19 protein-coding genes are annotated in these 19060 nt (G+C 46.0%); 11 read left to right on the top strand and 8 right to left on the bottom strand.

The annotated features are described in order from the left end of the window. The first annotated feature begins 102 nt into the window (after positions 1–102). Positions 103–1011 (top strand): CDF family cation-efflux transporter FieF, encoded by a 909-nt coding sequence (gene fieF, locus L3V37_RS19355; RefSeq protein ID WP_025768809.1) that lies wholly within the window; start codon positions 103–105, stop codon positions 1009–1011. A 283-nt stretch (positions 1012–1294) separates the two neighbouring features. Beyond that, positions 1295–2257, top strand: a complete 963-nt coding sequence (gene pfkA / locus L3V37_RS19350) for a 6-phosphofructokinase (RefSeq protein ID WP_005381521.1) — start codon at positions 1295–1297, stop codon at positions 2255–2257. 90 nt (positions 2258–2347) lie between these two features. Here pfkA and L3V37_RS19345 read toward each other — a convergent pair whose 3' ends face one another. Continuing rightward, a complete protein-coding gene (locus tag L3V37_RS19345; protein ID WP_017821828.1) occupies positions 2348–3730 on the bottom strand; it encodes an MATE family efflux transporter in 1383 nt (460 codons plus the stop codon). Between the two features lie 240 nt (positions 3731–3970). Here L3V37_RS19345 and L3V37_RS19340 point away from each other — a divergent pair, with 240 nt between their 5' ends. The 3 genes from L3V37_RS19340 to L3V37_RS19330 all read left to right on the top strand — a co-directional run bounded on the left by L3V37_RS19340 (position 3971) and on the right by L3V37_RS19330 (position 6864). After that, positions 3971–4261 (top strand): co-chaperone GroES, encoded by a 291-nt coding sequence (locus L3V37_RS19340; RefSeq protein WP_005381516.1) that lies wholly within the window; start codon positions 3971–3973, stop codon positions 4259–4261. A 77-nt stretch (positions 4262–4338) separates the two neighbouring features. Then, positions 4339–5985: a chaperonin GroEL gene (groL, locus tag L3V37_RS19335; RefSeq protein WP_005381509.1), complete on the top strand. Its 1647-nt coding sequence runs from the start codon at positions 4339–4341 to the stop codon at positions 5983–5985. A 315-nt stretch (positions 5986–6300) separates the two neighbouring features. After that, complete coding sequence (locus tag L3V37_RS19330; protein ID WP_005395435.1) at positions 6301–6864, top strand: hypothetical protein; 564 nt, start codon at positions 6301–6303, stop codon at positions 6862–6864. Positions 6865–6964: 100 nt separating this feature from the next. Here the strand turns inward: L3V37_RS19330 and L3V37_RS19325 are convergent, their stop codons facing one another. Continuing rightward, a complete protein-coding gene (locus L3V37_RS19325) occupies positions 6965–7462 on the bottom strand; it encodes an MgtC/SapB family protein (protein ID WP_005381504.1) in 498 nt (165 codons plus the stop codon). A 95-nt stretch (positions 7463–7557) separates the two neighbouring features. Next, entirely contained in the window at positions 7558–8580 is a 1023-nt protein-coding gene (gene epmB / locus L3V37_RS19320; RefSeq protein ID WP_213877749.1) for an EF-P beta-lysylation protein EpmB, read from the bottom strand. A 32-nt stretch (positions 8581–8612) separates the two neighbouring features. Between epmB and efp the strand changes: the two genes are divergently transcribed. Further along, the gene (efp, locus tag L3V37_RS19315; protein ID WP_005381500.1) at positions 8613–9179 is read left to right on the top strand and encodes an elongation factor P; all 567 of its coding nucleotides are present in this window, start codon (positions 8613–8615) and stop codon (positions 9177–9179) included. 267 nt (positions 9180–9446) lie between these two features. After that, on the top strand, positions 9447–10850 hold the full coding sequence (locus L3V37_RS19310) for an SPFH domain-containing protein (protein ID WP_237306800.1): 1404 nt from the start codon (positions 9447–9449) through the stop codon (positions 10848–10850). A gap of 103 nt (positions 10851–10953) precedes the next feature. Here L3V37_RS19310 and frdD read toward each other — a convergent pair whose 3' ends face one another. From frdD to frdA, 4 genes are read right to left on the bottom strand one after another with little or no spacing between them, the layout of a single operon-like run. Continuing rightward, on the bottom strand, positions 10954–11331 hold the full coding sequence (gene frdD, locus L3V37_RS19305) for a fumarate reductase subunit FrdD (RefSeq protein ID WP_005381493.1): 378 nt from the start codon (positions 11329–11331) through the stop codon (positions 10954–10956). A gap of 11 nt (positions 11332–11342) precedes the next feature. After that, complete coding sequence (frdC, locus tag L3V37_RS19300; protein WP_005381491.1) at positions 11343–11726, bottom strand: fumarate reductase subunit FrdC; 384 nt, start codon at positions 11724–11726, stop codon at positions 11343–11345. A 2-nt stretch (positions 11727–11728) separates the two neighbouring features. Continuing rightward, the gene (locus tag L3V37_RS19295; protein ID WP_005381489.1) at positions 11729–12487 is read right to left on the bottom strand and encodes a succinate dehydrogenase/fumarate reductase iron-sulfur subunit; all 759 of its coding nucleotides are present in this window, start codon (positions 12485–12487) and stop codon (positions 11729–11731) included. Continuing rightward, positions 12487–14286, bottom strand: coding sequence for a fumarate reductase (quinol) flavoprotein subunit (gene frdA / locus L3V37_RS19290; RefSeq protein ID WP_005381487.1), 1800 nt, complete (start codon positions 14284–14286; stop codon positions 12487–12489). Before frdA ends, L3V37_RS19295 begins: the two co-directional genes overlap by 1 nt. Before the next feature lie 435 nt (positions 14287–14721). On the opposite strand from frdA, the gene epmA reads away from it, so the two are divergent. From epmA to L3V37_RS19270, 4 genes are all read left to right on the top strand, one after another. Beyond that, entirely contained in the window at positions 14722–15693 is a 972-nt protein-coding gene (gene epmA / locus L3V37_RS19285) for an elongation factor P--(R)-beta-lysine ligase (RefSeq protein WP_237306799.1), read from the top strand. 9 nt (positions 15694–15702) lie between these two features. After that, complete coding sequence (locus L3V37_RS19280; protein WP_017635567.1) at positions 15703–16077, top strand: VanZ family protein; 375 nt, start codon at positions 15703–15705, stop codon at positions 16075–16077. Positions 16078–16098: 21 nt separating this feature from the next. Further along, on the top strand, positions 16099–16734 hold the full coding sequence (locus L3V37_RS19275) for a TetR/AcrR family transcriptional regulator (protein WP_005381480.1): 636 nt from the start codon (positions 16099–16101) through the stop codon (positions 16732–16734). A 144-nt stretch (positions 16735–16878) separates the two neighbouring features. Beyond that, positions 16879–17835 (top strand): DHH family phosphoesterase, encoded by a 957-nt coding sequence (locus tag L3V37_RS19270; RefSeq protein ID WP_237306797.1) that lies wholly within the window; start codon positions 16879–16881, stop codon positions 17833–17835. Positions 17836–17908: 73 nt separating this feature from the next. Here the strand turns inward: L3V37_RS19270 and L3V37_RS19265 are convergent, their stop codons facing one another. Beyond that, entirely contained in the window at positions 17909–19054 is a 1146-nt protein-coding gene (locus tag L3V37_RS19265) for a murein hydrolase activator EnvC (protein ID WP_005381476.1), read from the bottom strand. Between the last annotated feature and the right edge of the window lie 6 nt (positions 19055–19060).

Here is a 19060-nt window from a genome sequence, read left to right as displayed (position 1 = left end):
TGATGTTATATAAAGAGGCAGCCATTGGTTGCCTCTTTTTGATCTGGTTATTTCATGGTCATTCAATATACTCAACGTATGGTTTTAGTTAACTCTTTGATTATGAAACAGCAATACGCACGTTTAGTTACGACCGCCGCTTGGACTGCAACCATTGTGGCGACGCTTCTTCTGATAGTAAAAGTCATCACGTGGTGGGTAACCGGCTCAGTGAGCTTATTGGCGTCATTGATTGACTCCATGTTAGATATCGCGGCTTCGGTTGTGAATCTTGTGGTGGTTCGTTACGCCTTACAACCGGCAGACCGCGAACATACGTTTGGACATGGTAAAGCTGAGTCCTTAGCGGCCCTAGCCCAAGCAATGTTTATTTCGGGCTCGGCAGTATTTTTGATTCTTAACGGGATTGACCGATTTTTCCGCCCGCATGCTTTACACGCACCGGAGTTAGGTGTGTATGTATCGCTGTTTGCGATTGTGGTCACACTTGGCTTGGTGATGTTCCAAAAACATGTGGTTCGCGTGACGGGGAGCCAAGCAATAGCGGCGGATTCTCTGCATTATCAGACTGACTTGTATATGAATGCTGCGATCATGGTTGCTCTGGGGCTCAGTTATTTTGGAGTGACTCAAGCGGATGCTGTGTTTGCGATTGGTATTGGTGTCTTCATTCTTTATAGCGCTTTCAAAATGGTCAGCGAAGCGATTCAAACCTTACTTGATAGAAAGTTGCCCGATGAAGAGCTTGAGCAAATTAACCAAGCTTGTTTGAGCGTAAAAGGGGTATTGGGCGTGCATCAGTTACGCACGCGAATGTCAGGACCGACGCGCTTTATACAGTTGCATTTAGAGCTAGACGATAACTTAAGATTAATTGAGGCGCATTACATTGCTGATAAAGTGGAAGATAATTTATTGGCTCTGTTTCCTGATGCGGATGTATTGATCCATCAAGATCCATTGTCTGTCGTTTTCGGACCTGAGAAAGAGCAGAAAGCGCAAGATTGGTAGGCTTGAAAAATCCATCAGTGCCCGACGACAAACAGGTACTTATTGACTATCTTTCCATCAATACTTATTAAGATTCGTGATCCTGATATGAATCAACAAAGTTTCATAGAGAAACTGTAATACTCTTACATAAGTAGAAAAGTTACATAAAAAAGTGCGTTTTCATTGGTAATCCTGTAGAGGAAATGTAACATAACGCACAGTTCTGGATTATGCAGGTTGCTTGGTAACAAGGGGCCTAAAAGAAAATTAAATAATTGATTGCCAAAGATCGAGGGTGAGCATGATTAAGAAGATCGGTGTTTTAACAAGTGGCGGTGACGCACCTGGTATGAACGCTGCGATACGCGGCGTAGTACGTACAGCACTATCCGAAGGATTGGAAGTATTCGGTGTGTACGACGGCTACCTAGGCCTATACGAAGGCCGCATCGAGAAGCTAGATCGTTCTAGCGTTTCAGATGTGATCAACAAAGGTGGTACGTTCCTAGGTTCTGCACGTTTCCCTGAATTTAAACAAGTGGAAGTTCGTGAAAAAGCGATTGAGAACCTGAAAAAACATGGTATCGATGCACTAGTGGTAATCGGTGGTGATGGTTCGTACATGGGTGCGAAGAAACTGACTGAAATGGGTTACCCATGTATCGGTCTTCCGGGCACAATCGACAACGATATCGCAGGTACGGATTACACTGTGGGCTACCTAAGTGCACTAAACACCGTTATCGATGCAATCGACCGTCTACGTGATACTTCTTCATCTCACCAACGCATTTCAATTGTAGAAATCATGGGCCGTCACTGTGGTGATTTGACTCTGATGTCTGCAATTGCGGGCGGTTGTGAATACATCATCACTCCGGAAACTGGTCTAGACAAAGACAAGCTGATCAGCAACATCCAAGATGGTATCGCTAAAGGTAAGAAACACGCGATCATCGCGCTTACTGAGCTAATGATGGATGCTAATGAACTAGCACGTGACATCGAAGCCGCGACAGGTCGTGAAACTCGTGCAACAGTACTTGGTCACATCCAACGTGGTGGTCGTCCAACTGCATTTGACCGCGTATTAGCATCTCGTATGGGTAACTACGCTGTTCACCTATTGATCGAAGGTCATGGTGGTCGTTGTGTAGGTATCGTGAAAGAGCAACTTGTTCACCACGATATCATCGACGCAATCGAAAACATGAAGCGTCCAGTACGCAACGATCTATACAAAGTTGCTGAAGAGTTGTTCTAAGCAAGCTTGAAATAGATAAACAAAACCGCGGCTTTCCGCGGTTTTTTTGTATTTGAGAATCAACAAAAAGAAACTAGCGATAGACGAGTGTTAAGACACGCTGCTCTGCTCTATGAGCGTTAATTTTCGCTCGCGCAGCGCAAACAAGTAGCCCAGTAGCCCACCCAACGTATTCCCAACCGCGATACCGATAAACAAGCCTTCAATGCTGTAGATTTGGCTCCCGATCCACGCCGATGGCAAGGTAAAAATGAACAGCCGCATAAAGCTCCACTGGAATGCACGCAATGGCTTGTGCATCGCATTCAAACCACTGACTAACATCATTACGATGCCTTGGAAGCCATAACTAAATGGCACCACCAGTAAATAATGCCAAAGCAGGTTTTTCACCGCATCTTCCTGAGAAAACAGCGCAGCCAGAGGAATGCTCAGTGGCACCATCATCAAGAAGATAAACCCTTGGAATACCACTGCAAAACGCATGCTAATAAATAAACCGGAAAAGGCTCGTTGCGGTTGTTTGGCTCCTAAATTTTGTGCCATAAACGGTGTGAGGGCAGAGGTCAGCGACATCAATACTAAAATCAATATGGACTCAATACGCTGCGCTGCGCCGTAAGCAGCAACCGCCGCTGTACCGTGGTTGGATAACAGCATCATCAGAATGGCACCGGACAACGGATTCATCGCGTTTGATAGCGCTGCAGGGGTACCAATTTTTAGTGTCTGTTGCCAGTCTTGTTTCAGCAAAGCCCATTGGGGTTGAGCAAGCAATTTTTCCCGTTTAATTAGCACATAGAATGAGCCACACAAAGCACCTAACCAGCTAAAGGCACTTGCTATGGCTGCGCCTTGAATGCCAAGTTCCGGAAAAGGGCCATAACCGAAAATCAACAATGGATCGAGCATGCCATTAATCAAACCAGCCAACATCATGACTTTTGCTGGTGTTTTTGTGTCGCCAGTAGCTCGGATAGCACTGTTGCCCGCCATTGGGATCACTAGCAGAGGAATGGTGAGATACCAGACCTGCATATATTGCTCAATAAGAGGGATGAGATCATCAGACGCACCAAGAAAACGAAACAATGGCGCAATGGTGGTAAAGCCAATAGAAGACGCGATAGCCACAAGTAACACGGCTAACAACAAACCGTGGGTGGTGAACCGAGCAGCTTGTGGTGCATGACCTTGCCCAAGCAAGCGACCAATATTGGTCGATAGTCCCATCCCAATCCCCATCGTAATGCAATTAACCGCAAAGGTGACAGGAAAGGTATAGCTGATAGCCGCTAGCGCTTGAGTGCCAAGCAACGAGATAAAAAACGTGTCCACCAAGTTAAACATCAAAATTGCGATCATGCCCATGGTCATGGGTACGGTCATTTTCCGCAGCGTTTCAGGAATGGGTGCGGTCAACAAACCATGCTTATCGGTCGCTTGGGGTTCCAGCTTGTTATTTTCCTGCATGTGTGACAACTATCTGGTGAGCAAACTGCAAGGATACAAGAAAGCGAGATGCCGAGCGAGTGAGCATTTCTAACGCAAACCGTTGCCTAGTTGTTCGTTATTTTAACTAAGTCACAAAAATTTTGTGCCACCCCCTTGGGATCGCTGCTTCGACCCCTTATATAGGGATCACGTGTCTGGGGCTACAGTCCCTAAGGACAATTATCAAATAAACATGGAAATTTTCAGGAGAGACGACCGATGAACATTCGTCCATTACATGACCGAGTTATCGTTGAACGTAAAGAAGTTGAATCTAAGTCTGCTGGTGGCATCGTTCTGACTGGTTCTGCTGCAGAAAAATCGACTCGCGGTGTTGTTCTAGCTGTGGGTAAAGGCCGCATCCTAGAAAACGGCACCGTACTGCCACTAGACGTTAAAGTCGGTGATACCGTTATCTTCGCTGAAGGTTACGGTACAAAAACTGAAAAAATCGACGGTAAAGAAGTGCTTGTCATGTCTGAAAACGACATCATGGCGATCGTTGAATAATAGCAATCATTGAGTAATTTTTTGCTCAGATTCAATTACGAAATTACACACAAAGAATTTTAGAAAGGAAATCAAAGATGGCTGCTAAAGACGTTAAATTTGGTAATGACGCACGAGTTAAAATGCTGGAAGGTGTAAACGTTCTGGCTGACGCAGTAAAAGTAACATTGGGTCCTAAAGGACGTAATGTCGTTCTAGACAAATCTTTTGGTGCACCGACTATCACTAAAGATGGTGTATCAGTAGCGCGTGAAATCGAGCTGGAAGATAAATTCCAGAACATGGGCGCACAAATGGTTAAAGAAGTTGCGTCTAAAGCAAACGACGCAGCGGGTGACGGTACAACAACAGCAACGGTACTAGCACAATCTATCGTTAACGAAGGTCTAAAAGCAGTCGCAGCGGGCATGAACCCAATGGATCTTAAGCGTGGTATCGACAAAGCTGTTGCCGCGGCAGTTGAGCAACTAAAAGAGCTTTCTGTTGAATGTAACGACACAAAAGCGATCGCGCAGGTTGGTACTATCTCTGCAAACTCAGACGCAAGCGTAGGTAATATCATTGCAGAAGCAATGGAGCGTGTGGGTCGTGATGGCGTTATCACGGTTGAAGAAGGTCAGGCGCTACAAGACGAGTTAGACGTAGTAGAAGGTATGCAGTTCGACCGCGGTTACCTGTCTCCTTACTTCATCAACAACCAAGAATCAGGCAGTGTTGATCTAGAAAACCCATTCATTCTTCTTGTTGATAAGAAGATCTCAAACATTCGTGAGCTTCTTCCAACGCTAGAAGCTGTCGCGAAAGCATCTCGTCCACTGCTTATCATTGCAGAAGATGTAGAAGGCGAAGCGCTAGCAACATTGGTTGTGAACAACATGCGTGGCATCGTAAAAGTTGCAGCTGTGAAAGCACCTGGCTTCGGTGACCGTCGTAAAGCAATGCTACAAGACATCGCTATCCTAACTGGCGGTACTGTGATTTCTGAAGAGATCGGTCTAGAGCTAGAAAAAGTTGCACTAGAAGATCTAGGTCAAGCGAAGCGTGTTTCTATCACGAAAGAAAACACGACTATCATCGATGGTATCGGTGAAGAAGAGATGATCTCTGGTCGAGTAGCTCAAATTCGTCAACAAATCGAAGACGCAACTTCAGACTACGACAAAGAGAAACTACAAGAGCGCGTAGCGAAACTGGCTGGCGGTGTTGCAGTAATCAAAGTCGGTGCAGCGACTGAAGTTGAAATGAAAGAGAAGAAAGACCGTGTAGAAGATGCGCTAGCCGCAACTCGCGCAGCGGTTGAAGAAGGTGTTGTTGCTGGTGGTGGTGTTGCACTTATCCGCGCGGCATCTAAGATTGCTCACCTAACGGGTGACAACGAAGAACAAAACGTTGGTATCCGCGTTGCACTACGTGCAATGGAAGCGCCAATCCGTCAAATCACGAAGAACGCAGGTGAGGAAGACTCAGTGGTTGCGAACAACGTGAAAGCGGGTGAAGGTAGCTACGGCTACAACGCGGCAACAGGCGAATACGGCGACATGCTAGAAATGGGTATCCTAGATCCAACTAAAGTTACTCGTTCTGCACTACAATTCGCAGCATCGGTTGCAGGTCTGATGATCACAACTGAAGCGATGGTTACTGACCTACCGCAAAAAGACGCGCCAGCGATGCCTGACATGGGCGGCATGGGTGGCATGGGCGGTATGGGCGGCATGATGTAAGCCAGCTTATCTCATCGCTCTAAGGAAGCCCTTATAGCGGAAAGATAACCGACCAAACCTTTAAAAGTCGAGGCAGATGCCTCGACTTTTTTATGCGTGCCACCTGAGAAACATGACGTTCTGGAGTGGCTTATCATGAGATTTTTGAGCGTAAAAAGCGCCATTTCAGAAGCAAAAAAATCGAAGAGAAATATTTTTTCTTTTGAGTCAGATGGTTAAATCTGACCTACCGCTAACACTTTTTGAACGTGGATAGCGCAAAATCTGAACATTACACTATGTTGTAAATTGTTGCTTCCCATCATGGAGATGAAAATGAAAAAGCTTATGACGTCATTGGCGGTTGCAGCCGCTATCGCATCACCAGTTGCTCTTGCTGACAGTACACCTGTGATGTTCTCTACTATCGACAACACAAACGCACCTTCTAACTCGTCAGTTGGTGGTGTTCGTTTAGCTGTGTTGCATGGACAGGTGAATGAGGTTAAAGGTGTCGACTTTTCACTGCTTGGTATGTCAGAAACGGATCGTACGACAGGTGTGAACTTCGGTCTGTTTTTTGGTGCAGCAAAGGTAAACCAAGAAATGAAAGGTGCGTCTTTAGGCTTAGTTAACTGGAACCAAGGTCAGACGACGGGTGTTAACTTGGGTGCTGTCAACATTACGAACAATGTAAAAGGCTTGAACTGGAGCGCGGTGAACTATTCTGAAGGCTACACCATGGCGGATGTGGGCTTAGCGAGTATCTCTAAAAAGTCTAACTTCCAGTTTGGTTTCTTCAACATGACCGATCAAATTGATGGCGTACAAATTGGTCTTTTGAACTGTGCGGATAACGGTTTCTTCAAGTGTTTCCCACTCATCAACTTTGCTAAGTAATCCCTGAGCAAGTCAGAATCTTTAGATACAGAAAGCCCTCGATATTCGTCGAGGGCTCTTTAATTACTGATGAGATGAAGTGAGTTTCTCGGAGCGTTAACTATTTAATTAATCGTGATGAAGTTTTGCGTTGTTGAATTCTTTGATGAACACCGCGGCGTAATGCTTTGATGTGGTTTTCTGCTTTATCCACACCTAACAACACGGTTAATGTCAGGAGAGTAATAACCACCGACTGCGTTAAATAACCCAAACCTATCATCAAACCTAAACCTGCTAGTACCCATATTACAGCCGCGGATGTTACGCCATGGATTTTTCCATCGAGTGTCATCATCACCCCTGCACCCAAGAAGCCGACGCCAGTAATGATCTGACCAAGCACTCGTGCTTGATCAAGTGTATTTGGCGATAACGACACTGCCATCGACATAAACAGGTAGGTGCCTGAAATAATTAATATTGCTGTGCGAATGCCAACCGGTTTACCACGAGTTTGGCGCTCTATACCGATCATGAGCCCATTAATGGCGCAGCATAGTAGGGCAGGCCAACTGAATGGGCCAAGATCGAAAATTTGTTCGAATGCTGTATGCATCTTGACCTCCAAAAGTGCGGAGTATGCATAGACTTACCGTGCAAAGCGAACAAAAATAATCAATCTAGACGACAAATTTAATTGAGTGTCAGAGCTTATTCTAAATGCAAATCCAACGGCGTTTTACTTGGCCTGCCACCAATTTCTCGTGTGAGTTTTGGTACCAGATAACCCGATACACGCGTGATGAGTCCGCGCATAATAGCTTTCGCTTCTGCGTCCGAAATAAAGTAGTGCGCTGCTCCTTGCACCTTATCAAGAACGTGGAGGTAATAAGGCAAGATACCCGCGTCAAATAAGGCCTCACTTAACGCCACTTGAGCTTCTACCGAATCATTCACGCCTTTCAGTAGAACGCCTTGGTTTAGAAGCGTAACGCCCGCTCTTTTGAGCTTGAACATCTGTTCAGCAAATTCGTCATTGATTTCGTTGGCATGGTTGATGTGAGTGACGAGGATGATTTGTAACCTTGATGCTTGCAGCAGTTGGCATAGTTCATCAGTGACTCGAGCAGGAATCACCACAGGTAAACGGCTATGAATACGCAGACGTTTGATGTGAGGAATATGAGCAATGTGCTCTAAAAGCCAATGAATCTCATCGTCTTTTGCCATTAATGGATCACCACCTGAGAAGATGACTTCGTTCAACTCTGGTTGTTGTGCCATGTACTCTAAGCACTTGGTCCAGGCTTGTTTCCCGCTTTTGTTCTCTTGATAAGGGAAGTGACGACGAAAACAGTAACGGCAATTTACCGCGCAGCCACCTTTGACAATCATCAGGGCGCGGTTGCGATACTTGTGTAGCAGGCCAGGGACTTCATTGTCCTGCTCTTCCAATGGATCATTGGAGTAACCCGGATGCACCTCAAATTCGTCGCTCAGTGGTAAAACCTGACGTAAAAGAGGGTCTTTAGGGTTGCCTTTCTCCATCCTATCGACAAAACTTTGCGGTACACGCTGTGCAAACAGCTTGCGCGCGGCAAACCCGTCTTGCCACGGTGAAGGATCAATTTCCAGTATTTCGAGCAATTTTGCAGGATCAGAGATCCCATTCGCCAACTGTTTGAGCCAGTTTTGCTCAACAGATTCGACTTTTCGGGTTATTATGTGCGGCATTGAATTTAGCTCTAAGAATGTAAGAGGAAAAAATGGCTACAGTTAGCACCAATGAATTTAAAGGCGGTCTTAAGTTAATGCTTGATAACGAGCCTTGTGTAATTCTGGAAAACGAATACGTTAAACCAGGTAAAGGCCAAGCGTTCAACCGTGTTAAAATTCGTAAACTTCTTTCTGGTAAAGTGCTAGAGAAAACATTCAAGTCTGGTGACACTTGTGAAGTGGCAGACGTAATGGATATCGACCTAGATTATCTATATTCAGACGGCGAATTCTACCACTTTATGAACAGTGAAACGTTTGAACAGATCGCAGCGGATGCAAAAGCGGTAGGTGAAAACGCTAAGTGGTTGGTAGAAAACAACACTTGTATGATCACACTTTGGAACGGTAACCCAATTACTGTTACTCCACCAAACTTCGTTGAGCTAGAAGTTGTAGACACAGACCCAGGCCTGAAAGGTGATACTCAAGGTACTGGCGGTAAACCAGCGACGCTATCAACCGGCGCTGTTGTTCGTGTTCCTCTGTTCATCTCAATTGGTGAAGTGATTCGCGTAGATACTCGTACTGCTGAATACGTAGGTCGTGTGAAGTAAGCACTTTATATGATTGTTAGAAAGGTCGCTTCGGCGGCCTTTTTTATTGCCTGTGATTCTTCTCTTTTAATCCCTCTGCGTAAAACATCGATATCCTCCGCAAATTTTTGATGATTTTGTATTGTTCGTAAAAATCTTATTTATTCCATGAATCTGTCGATTATTCCTTAATGTAACATTTTGATACATTAGTACTTGTTGCTGAGTTGCATAGCAATCTGATTTTTATCGATTTAACTCAGTAACAATCCAAAAAAGGAGAACAAAATGGAAAGCAGAGGTTTAGGAAGGGGTTTAAAGGTGGAAGAAAGACGTCAGTTACTACATAAAGGATTAAAAGCAGCCGTATTTGGCGTACCGCTGTTGGCTATAGGCTTAACGATTAATAGCTCGGTGCTGATGACCGATGCGGGTTACAGCTACGTGCATCAGAATAATATTACTGGTGAGTTGGATGTGTTTACTGAACCTGGCATTCATTTTCGCATGCCATTTCTGTCCAAAATTACCAAGTATGACCAAGTGATCACCGTGTCATTCGGTAACAGCAAGGGCGAAGATTTTTATCAACGCCTTGATGCGATTCAGGTTCGATTTGCCGACACCTATATTGGTCAGATCCCCGTAACATTCCGCTTTAAGCTCAGTAATGACCCTGAAGCGGTGAAGAAGATGCATAAAGAGTTCCGCAACAACAGTAACTTGATCGATGCGCTGCTTGTAAAGAACGCACGTAACGTAACGGTGATTACCGCAACCCAATACACGGGTGAAGAGTTTTTCCAAGGTGGTTTGAACCAATTCAAATCGAAACTTGGCGATCAGTTACGAGAGGGGATTTATCTAACAGAGCGACGTCAGGTTGAAGTGGAAGAGTTGGATCTTGCGCCTGTTGGGGCGAATCAAGCTAACGCGAACCAATTACAGCGCACCAATCAACTGGTATGGAAAACTGTGCCAGTCGTAGACAAAACCGGGCAACCAATTCGTCAAGACAATCCGTTACAACAATACGGTATTCAAGTGACGCAGGTGACCATTGGTGACCCGCAGCCAGAAAAGCAATTAGATCAGCTATTGGCAGATAAAAAGCGTTTAGTGGCGGATCGTATTCGCGCGATTCAGGAACAAGAAACGTCGAAAGCACAGGCAGAGACCGAGCAGTTACGCAAAGAGATTCAACGAACACGTGAGGTGCAAGACGCTCAGCGTGGTAAAGAACTCGCAATTATTGCTCAACAAAAAGAAGTGGAAGTTGCACGTCAGATTGCAGAGCGTGAAATCGTTGAAGTGGAAAAAACCAAACGACTTGCTGAAGTCGAGAAGGAGAAAGAGTTAGCTATCGCAGAGGCTAACTTAGCGATTCAAAAAGCGAACGCACTTTCTGCTGAGTTTGAAGCGAAAGCGATATTAGCGAAAGGTCGCGCAGAATCTGAAGTCCTAAAAGGTAAGTATGCGGCGTTAGGAGCAAATCGTGAAGTTTACTTGGCAGAATTGAATCGAGACGTAGCGAACTCTCTGTACAACAATTTGCAAAACTTCCAAGTTCAGATGCCACAAAATTACATTGGTGGAAGTGACGAAACGGGCTTGAAAACAAACCTAGATGTGATTACTGGCTTTGGTGCTCTGGGTCTTATGGACCAGACAAAGAAGGTCGCACAGCAATAAGATCATGGGTGGTCAAAAGCTTAAAAAGCAAAAAGATCATAGGTAACCCAAAGCAATAAAAAAGCTGGCATTTAGCCAGCTTTTTCTTTTTTTGGTCAGTCTCTTAAATCATGAAGATAAAGATAACTGCTAGTGCAGTGATTAAGCCTGCAAATGCGTAACATGCGATTTTACCAATCACACCAGTGTGGAATTTAAGGTCGTGCATACCGTGGTGTACACGGTGCATTGCATGCCACATTGGCAATGCTAGCGTGCCAATGATGAATAGCGCACCGATGATGCTGGTTGCGAATGCAGAGACACGCTCGTAGCTCATCGCTTCTGCGTCAATCACGCCTAGTGGTACCAAGATACCTAGCACCAATACCGTGATTGGCGTGATCATCGCGAACCAAGTACCGCCCGCACCAAACAGACCCCACCAGATTGGCTCATCAGAACGTTTTGGTGATGTGTTTACACTATAATTCGGTTTCATTGCTCAGCTCCTTACACCACGATGAGAACGATCAGTGAGATGAACGCAACCGCGGCCCACTGAGTCAATACGATGATCTTCTTGTCCACTGGTTTGCCCTTCAAACGAATTGGCATTACTTGTGGCATCATGCTGAAGAAAGTTTGAGCGTGGAATAGGCTACCGAGTAGTGCAACGATGTTGATTGCGACTACGATTGGGTTCGCCATGAACGCTAACCAACCTTGCCATGCTTCAGGACCTTTCACCAAGCAACCTAAACCGAAAGTTAGGAACAGAGTGAATAGGATTAACGGAAGCACCGTTGCTTCACGTAGCATGTAGAAGCGGTAGAAAGGATGGTTCTTCCACCAAGTGCGTTTTACTTCACGAACGTAAGGTTTACGATTGCTCATCCTTATGCCTCCACTTTCTTTGGTGAACCATCAGGTTTCAACATAGCAATCACGAAGTCCATAGAAGACTCCACTTTGCCTTGGTTTACTGCCGCTGCTGGGTCAACGTTTTTCGGACAAACTTCAGAACAGTAACCAACAAACGTACAACCCCAAGCACCGTTTTCACCGTTGATAAGCTTCATGCGCTCATCTTTACCGTTGTCACGGCTGTCTAGGTTGTAGCGGTGGGCTAGCGTTAGTGCAGCAGGACCGATGAACTCTGGGTTAAGACCAAACTGAGGACATGCTGCATAGCACAGACCACAGTTGATACAGCCAGCGAACTGCTTGTATTTCGCCATCTGTTCTGGCGTTTGCAAGTTCGTACCGTCTTCTGGTTTACGATCGTTACCAATGATGTATGGTTTGATTGCTTCTAGGCGCTCGATGAATGGCGTCATATCAACAATCAAGTCTTTCTCGATTGGGAAGTTCGCTAGAGGCTCGATAGTCACGCCGTCTGGGTAGTCACGTAGGAAGCTCTTACAAGCAAGTTTCGGTACGTTGTTCACCATGATGCCGCAAGAACCACAGATCGCCATACGGCAAGACCAACGGTAAGACAGATCTTTGTCTAGGTGGTCTTTGATGTAACCAAGTGCGTCAAGTACAGACATGGTTTCATCGAATGGGACTTCGAATGTTTGCTTGTATGGTTCTGCATCTTTTTCTGGGTCGTAACGCAGGATGTCTACTTTTTGAATGCGATTTGCTGACATTATGCTTGCTCCTCTGCGTTCTTCTCTTCAGCCGCTGCTTTTTCTGCTGCTTCACCGTATAGACGAGCTTTTGGCTGTGACTTAGTGATGGTCACATTGCTGTAATCGATACTTGGTGCTGACTCTGGCTTGTAGAAAGCAAGTGAGTGTTTTAGGAAATTCACGTCATCACGTTCTGTACAACCGTCGTCTAGACGTTGGTGCGCGCCGCGCGACTCTTTACGTAGAATCGCAGAGTGAACCATCGCTTCTGCGACTTCTAGGCCGTAACCCACTTCGATTGCGTATAGAAGGTCTGTGTTGAACACTTTACCTTTGTCTTTGATGCTGATGCGTTTGTAGCGTTCTTTCAACTCAGTGATTTTGTCGATAGTCGCTTGCATCAAATCTTCTTGGCGGTATATACCACAGCCCGCTTCCATGGTGTGGCCCATTTCTGTGCGTATTTCTGCCCAGTTTTCGTCGCCTTCTTGGTTCATCAGTTTCGCGATGCGCTCTTCAACGGCTTTGACTTGCGCGTCAATTGCCGCGTCGTTCCAACCTTTGAATTCTGCTGCGCGTTTCACTGCATTTTCACCCGCTACGCGGCCAAATACCACGAACTCAGCCAGTGAGTTAGACCCTAGACGGTTTGCACCGTGAAGACCAACAGACGCACATTCACCCACCGCGAATAGGCCTTTAATGCGAGTTTCACAACCGCCGTCCGTTTCAATACCACCCATGGTGTAGTGAACGGTTGGACGAATTGGAATTGGCTCTTTTGCAGGGTCCACGTTTACATAAGCTTTTGCTAGCTCACAGATGAACGGTAGACGTTCTTGTAGGTACTCTTCACCAAGGTGGCGAAGGTCTAGGTGCACCACGTCACCCAGTGGGTGTTTGATGGTGTTGCCTTTCTGTTGTTCGTGCCAGAAAGCTTGAGAAACTTTGTCACGAGGACCCAGTTCCATGTATTTGTTCTTCGGTTGGCCAACTGGAGTTTCAGGGCCCATGCCGTAATCTTGTAGGTAACGGTAGCCATTCTTGTTAACGATGATACCGCCTTCACCACGACAACCTTCCGTCATCAGGATACCTGTGCCTGGAAGACCGGTTGGGTGGTATTGAACGAATTCCATATCACGTAGAGGAACGCCGTGACGGTAAGCCATTGCCATACCATCGCCCGTTACGATACCGCCGTTGGTGTTACAGTGGTAAACACGGCCCGCGCCACCTGTTGCTAGAACAACAGATTTTGCTTTGATAGTAACAAGCTCGCCTTCAGACATGTGAATAGCAATCAGACCTTGAACTTCGCCTTCATCAACAAGCAGATCCACCACAAAGTACTCATCAAAACGTTTGATGTTGCTGTACTTCATTGATGTCTGGAATAGCGTATGAAGCATGTGGAAGCCAGTTTTGTCTGCAGCGAACCAAGTACGTTCAACCTTCATACCACCAAAGCGGCGTACGTTGACTTCACCGTTCTCTTTACGACTCCATGGGCAACCCCATTGCTCCATTTGGATCATTTCGCGAGTCGCGTTCTCTACAAAGTATTCAACAACATCCTGTTCACATAGCCAGTCACCACCGCCAACAGTGTCGTTGAAGTGGTTGTCTAAGCTATCTTCATCCTTGATAACTGCTGCTGAGCCACCCTCTGCAGCGACCGTGTGGGAGCGCATTGGATAAACTTTAGAAATCAGAGCGACTTCTAAGTCTGGGTTTGCTTCAGCCGCTGCAATAGCAGTACGAAGACCAGCGCCGCCTGCGCCGATGACTGCGATATCTGTGGTGATAATTTGCACAGTTATCCTCCAGTGTGTGATTGCGGAAATCCGCTTGTTATTGTCATTACGAGGCGCTCTTTAAAAAGAACTCCCCAAAAGTAGTAGGGTTAGTGTAGATGAGCCACATGGCAGAAAAATTGATGTAATTGGGTTTTTGCTTCGGTAATGCACTTAAGGGCATAGAATTTACAGGTTATGTGACTGCTATCACGGCATCGAGGTTTTGGCCCTCAAGCATTAACATTAGGGATGTTAAACCTGTGTTGCGTGACATTAACCGCATGGATAATAGGATTTTAACTGAGCGTTTTTTGTTCTGCGGCACGAGTAATGCTTGCCTCAAATTGGCGAGCACATTAGTAAAAAGAAGAAGGGATATTCCTCTCTTCTTGAAGAGTAAAAAGCATGTAGAATGAGACTTTCCTCGCTGAATTAAAGTTTGAGAGACTTGTTATGCAAACCAACTGGCAACCTACTGCTTCCATTGACCAACTTCGTCAACGTGCGACGTTAATCGCGTCGATTCGACAATTCTTCGCTGACCGACAGGTGATGGAAGTCGATACGCCAGCCATGAGTCACGCAACCGTGACTGACATTCATTTGCATACTTTCCAAACCGAGTTTGTTGGCCCAGGCTATGCCGATGGCAGTAAGCTGTTTTTTATGACCAGCCCAGAGTTCCATATGAAGCGCCTTTTGGCTGCGGGCAGCGGTTGTATTTATCAAATCAACAAAGCATTTCGTAATGAAGAGAATGGTCGCTACCACAACCCTGAATTCACGATGTTGGAGTGGTATCGCGTTGGCTTTGACCATCATAAATTGATGGATGAAATGGATGACCTGTTGCAGCTGGTATTGAAGTGTGGCGCAGCGCAGCGCATGACGTATCAGCAAGCCTTCATTGATGTGTTGGGTGCGTGTCCACTGGAAGGCTCGATGACTGAGCTGAAAGCGGCGGCAAGCAAGCTGGGTTTGAGTGACATTGCTGAGCCAGAAGAAGATCGCGATACGCTGCTGCAACTACTATTTAGCGTGGGAGTAGAAAACAAAATTGGTCAGGACGTGCCGGCTTTTGTGTACGACTTCCCTTCATCACAGGCGGCGCTTGCGAAAATCAATCCTCAAGATCATCGCGTCGCGGATCGTTTTGAAGTGTACTTTAAGGGGATAGAGCTGGCGAACGGATTTCATGAACTGGATAACCCGAAAGAGCAATTAGCGCGCTTTGAACAAGATAACGCAAAGCGTATCGAAATGGGTTTAAAACCACAGCCGATCGATTATCATCTGATCTCTGCACTGGAAGCAGGGTTGCCAGATTGTGCAGGGGTCGCGTTGGGTATCGATCGTTTGATCATGCTGGCGCTAGGCTGTGACCACATTGATCAAGTGACGGCCTTTCCATTTCCAATTGCATAAGGACGTCCAATGAACCTGACGGCTGCACGTTTCGTCATCTTTAGCTACGCCATATTGATCGCTTTTTTATCTCTGAGTTCAGGTGAACTGCAAGACTGGGGCAATATCGCGTATCTCGACAAAATGCAGCACGCTATGGCGTACAGCGGCTTTGCGTTTTTAGGTTGTTTTTGCGTGTGGCGTTGGCGTCAACGTTGGGCGGTAGCGATTAGTATTTTGCTATTCAGCGCCGTTATTGAGTGGTTGCAAGGGTATGTAGGGCGACAAACTTCTTGGTTAGACCTTGTCGCCAACTCAACTGGCATCTTAACTGGTCTGTTATGTTACCGTATTTGGAGCCTCTATCGACCTAGGTTGGTGAAGTCGCTATACTCGATTCGTTAATGAAGAGGGAACACGATAACAATGAAAACGCGCGACAAAATCGTCTACGCGGCACTGGAGTTGTTCAACCAACATGGTGAGCGCAACATCACCACCAATCACATTGCCGATCACATCGAAATTAGCCCTGGTAATCTGTATTACCACTTCCGCAATAAGCAAGAAATCGTTCGCGAGATCTTTGCGCTTTATTCAGCAGAACTTTTAGAAAGATTTACCCCTATTCAAGGTTCGCAAGAGAGCCTGACTATGCTGAAGAGCTACCTAGACTCTATTTTTACCTTGATGTGGAAATACCGCTTTTTCTACGCAAACTTACCAGAAATCTTGTCACGAGATGAACAGCTACACGAACAGTACATCGATGTGCAAGAGAAGCTGCAAGCGAACCTCATTGCTATTATGCAAGAGTTCGTAACGATGAAGCTGTTGAATGTCGATCAACAACAGTTGAAGTCATTAGTATGTACATTGCACTTGATTGCGTGTAGTTGGTTGGCGTATCAATCCGCGATGGCTTCAAAAACCAACATTACCGAGCAAATGGTGAAGCAAGGGATGTTGCAGATGCTTAATGTCGTTAAGCCATTAGCAACTGAGCAGGGCTTAGAGCAGCTACTGTTATTAGAAGATGCGGTTAGCAATCTACACAGTTAAACGTCAAACTGCTTAATATTTCGAGAGTCACTCTCATTTTCGAGTCGTGGCTCGAGTTGACTTGTCAAATATGCCACGCACAATAGTCCCATACGCTAAAAACCCTTGCAGGGATAAGATTCTCGATAAAGGAACTATCGCCCCATGAATTACGACATTTTTAATGGTGATGCTGATGGCATCATTGCTCTTCTACAATTGCGTTTGGCTGATCCTGTCGATGCCCAGTTAATAACCGGTGTAAAGCGCGACATCAAGCTGGTGGAAAAAGTAGACGTGCAAGCGGGTGATGAGCTGACTGTGTTAGACATTTCGATGGAAAAGAACATGGCAGGTCTAGAGCAAGCTTTGGCTCAAGGCGCGCACGTCTTTTACGCCGATCATCACAAAGCGGGCGACATTCCTCAGCATGGTAATTTGGATGCGCACATCGATCTCGATGCCAACATGTGCACGGCGTTGATTGTCGATAAGTTGCTTGATGGGCGTTTTCATGACTGGGCGATTACGGCGGCTTATGGCGATAACATGATTGCTAAAGCCGATGAGTTAGCGAATAACGCGGGCTTGTTGCAGCAACAGAAAGAGCAGCTAAAAGAGCTGGGTACTTTAATTAACTACAACGGCTACGGATCGAAGGTCGAAGATTTACACTTTCACCCTGCGGAGCTGTACCGAGCTTTGCTGAAGTACACGTCACCATTTGAAGCTATTGAAGATACGGCCTCGCCATACTACCAATTGCAATCGGCTTACCAACAAGACATGGAGGCGGCTCTCGCAGTGCCTGCCATGCATGAGAGTGATAAGCTGAAGTTGTTTGAGTTACCAAACACGGCGGCATCACGCCGAATCAGTGGTGTTTATGGCAACTGGCTAGCAAACCAAACCCCTGACTCTGCGCATGCGGTACTTACTGAAAATGCAGATGGTACTTATACGGTTTCACTCCGCGCCCCATTAAACAATAAACAAGGTGCCGTTGCCGTGTGTGGTCAGTTCCCGACAGGTGGGGGGCGAGAGGCGGCGGCAGGAATCAACGCGTTAAGCAAAGATGATGTGAATGCTTTTATTGATGCGGTAGAAACCTACTACGCATAGCATTTTCCAAAATATGAATACAAAAAAGGAGCCGAGTGGCTCCTTTTTTATTATAAGTCTATGAGTCAGATAATCAGCGTTTTAACCAAGATTTCGGATTCTGCGCTTCACTATTACGACGAATTTCAAAGTACAGCGATGGTCTGTCTTGACCACCTGTATCACCCGCGAGAGCAATCACTTCGCCGGCGGTGACTCGGTCGCCTTCTTTTTTAGTTAAGGCTTGGTTGTAACCATAGAGGGTCATGTCACCTTTGCCGTGGTCGAGCAGTACCACTAAACCGTATCCGCGCAGATACTCCGCAAATACGACAGTTCCAGGATAAACGGCTTTCACTTGTTGACCATAGTTGGCAGACAGCACCATGCCCTTCCAGTTTACCTGCCCGGTTTGTCGCGTACCAAAGTTGTGTAACACACTGCCTTTGAGTGGCCAAGGCAGCTTACCGCGCTGTTTGCCGAGTCCGTCCATTGGCACCGCATTACGCTTCGCTGCTTTGGCGATCTCTGCTTTTAAACGGGTTTCGTTGCGTTGCAGCTCGGCTAAGTAGCGTTTGTCATTCTTGATACTGCTCTGAATTTTATTCAGGGTTTGCTTACGCTTGGATTGTGTACTCGCTAGCGCTGTACGTTTTTCGGATTGCTGCTTGAGCAGAGTCTCGATTTGCTCTTTTTCTAGCTCGAGTTGGTTTTTGTTGTGCGCTAATTCTTGGGTTATTTTGGTGATCGCATCAATCACTTCAGCACGTGCTTTAGCTAAATGCTGGAAGTATTGGCTCATGCGGTCTTCTTCCACACCTTGATTTAACAAGTGACCATTGGCCTTCGCTCGCTCGGTTACGTAATACGTTTGCAGCAGCTGTTTGAGTTCTTCTTCTTGCTCTTGACGCTGTGCTTCTTGCAAGGCAATTTTCTCTTCTAGGTTTTCTATGTTTTTGTCTGCTTGTGCGAGGTTAGACTTGGTTTGTCGTATTTCACGCTCAAGCTTAGAAATACCAAGCTCTTGATCTTTTAGTGATTTCTGTAACTCATTGAGCTGCTTTTCTTGGGAAGAGAGCGATTTGCGCTGACGGCTTATCTCACTGGATACGCCTTTGAGCTCTTGCTGACTCACAGCAGAGGAGGTAATGGGATAAGTGGCAGATAAAGCACAAGTTAATAAAATAGCCGAGCGTAGAACAGGGTGATTTTGTTTTCGCACTTGAGAGTTACCTACCACGTTGTT

Source organism: Vibrio sp. D54, assembly GCF_021728075.1.
Classification (GTDB): domain Bacteria; phylum Pseudomonadota; class Gammaproteobacteria; order Enterobacterales; family Vibrionaceae; genus Vibrio; species Vibrio alginolyticus.
This window is presented reverse-complemented; position numbering and strand designations above follow the sequence as displayed.

Coding starts and splice junctions, on each gene's coding strand:
- fieF (WP_025768809.1), top strand. CDS start 103: ATGAAACAGCAATACGCACGTTTAGTTACGACCGCCGCTTGGACTGCA.
- pfkA (WP_005381521.1), top strand. CDS start 1,295: ATGATTAAGAAGATCGGTGTTTTAACAAGTGGCGGTGACGCACCTGGT.
- L3V37_RS19345 (WP_017821828.1), bottom strand. CDS start 3,730: ATGCAGGAAAATAACAAGCTGGAACCCCAAGCGACCGATAAGCATGGT.
- L3V37_RS19340 (WP_005381516.1), top strand. CDS start 3,971: ATGAACATTCGTCCATTACATGACCGAGTTATCGTTGAACGTAAAGAA.
- groL (WP_005381509.1), top strand. CDS start 4,339: ATGGCTGCTAAAGACGTTAAATTTGGTAATGACGCACGAGTTAAAATG.
- L3V37_RS19330 (WP_005395435.1), top strand. CDS start 6,301: ATGAAAAAGCTTATGACGTCATTGGCGGTTGCAGCCGCTATCGCATCA.
- L3V37_RS19325 (WP_005381504.1), bottom strand. CDS start 7,462: ATGCATACAGCATTCGAACAAATTTTCGATCTTGGCCCATTCAGTTGG.
- epmB (WP_213877749.1), bottom strand. CDS start 8,580: ATGCCGCACATAATAACCCGAAAAGTCGAATCTGTTGAGCAAAACTGG.
- efp (WP_005381500.1), top strand. CDS start 8,613: ATGGCTACAGTTAGCACCAATGAATTTAAAGGCGGTCTTAAGTTAATG.
- L3V37_RS19310 (WP_237306800.1), top strand. CDS start 9,447: ATGGAAAGCAGAGGTTTAGGAAGGGGTTTAAAGGTGGAAGAAAGACGT.
- frdD (WP_005381493.1), bottom strand. CDS start 11,331: ATGAAACCGAATTATAGTGTAAACACATCACCAAAACGTTCTGATGAG.
- frdC (WP_005381491.1), bottom strand. CDS start 11,726: ATGAGCAATCGTAAACCTTACGTTCGTGAAGTAAAACGCACTTGGTGG.
- L3V37_RS19295 (WP_005381489.1), bottom strand. CDS start 12,487: ATGTCAGCAAATCGCATTCAAAAAGTAGACATCCTGCGTTACGACCCA.
- epmA (WP_237306799.1), top strand. CDS start 14,722: ATGCAAACCAACTGGCAACCTACTGCTTCCATTGACCAACTTCGTCAA.
- L3V37_RS19280 (WP_017635567.1), top strand. CDS start 15,703: ATGAACCTGACGGCTGCACGTTTCGTCATCTTTAGCTACGCCATATTG.
- L3V37_RS19275 (WP_005381480.1), top strand. CDS start 16,099: ATGAAAACGCGCGACAAAATCGTCTACGCGGCACTGGAGTTGTTCAAC.
- L3V37_RS19270 (WP_237306797.1), top strand. CDS start 16,879: ATGAATTACGACATTTTTAATGGTGATGCTGATGGCATCATTGCTCTT.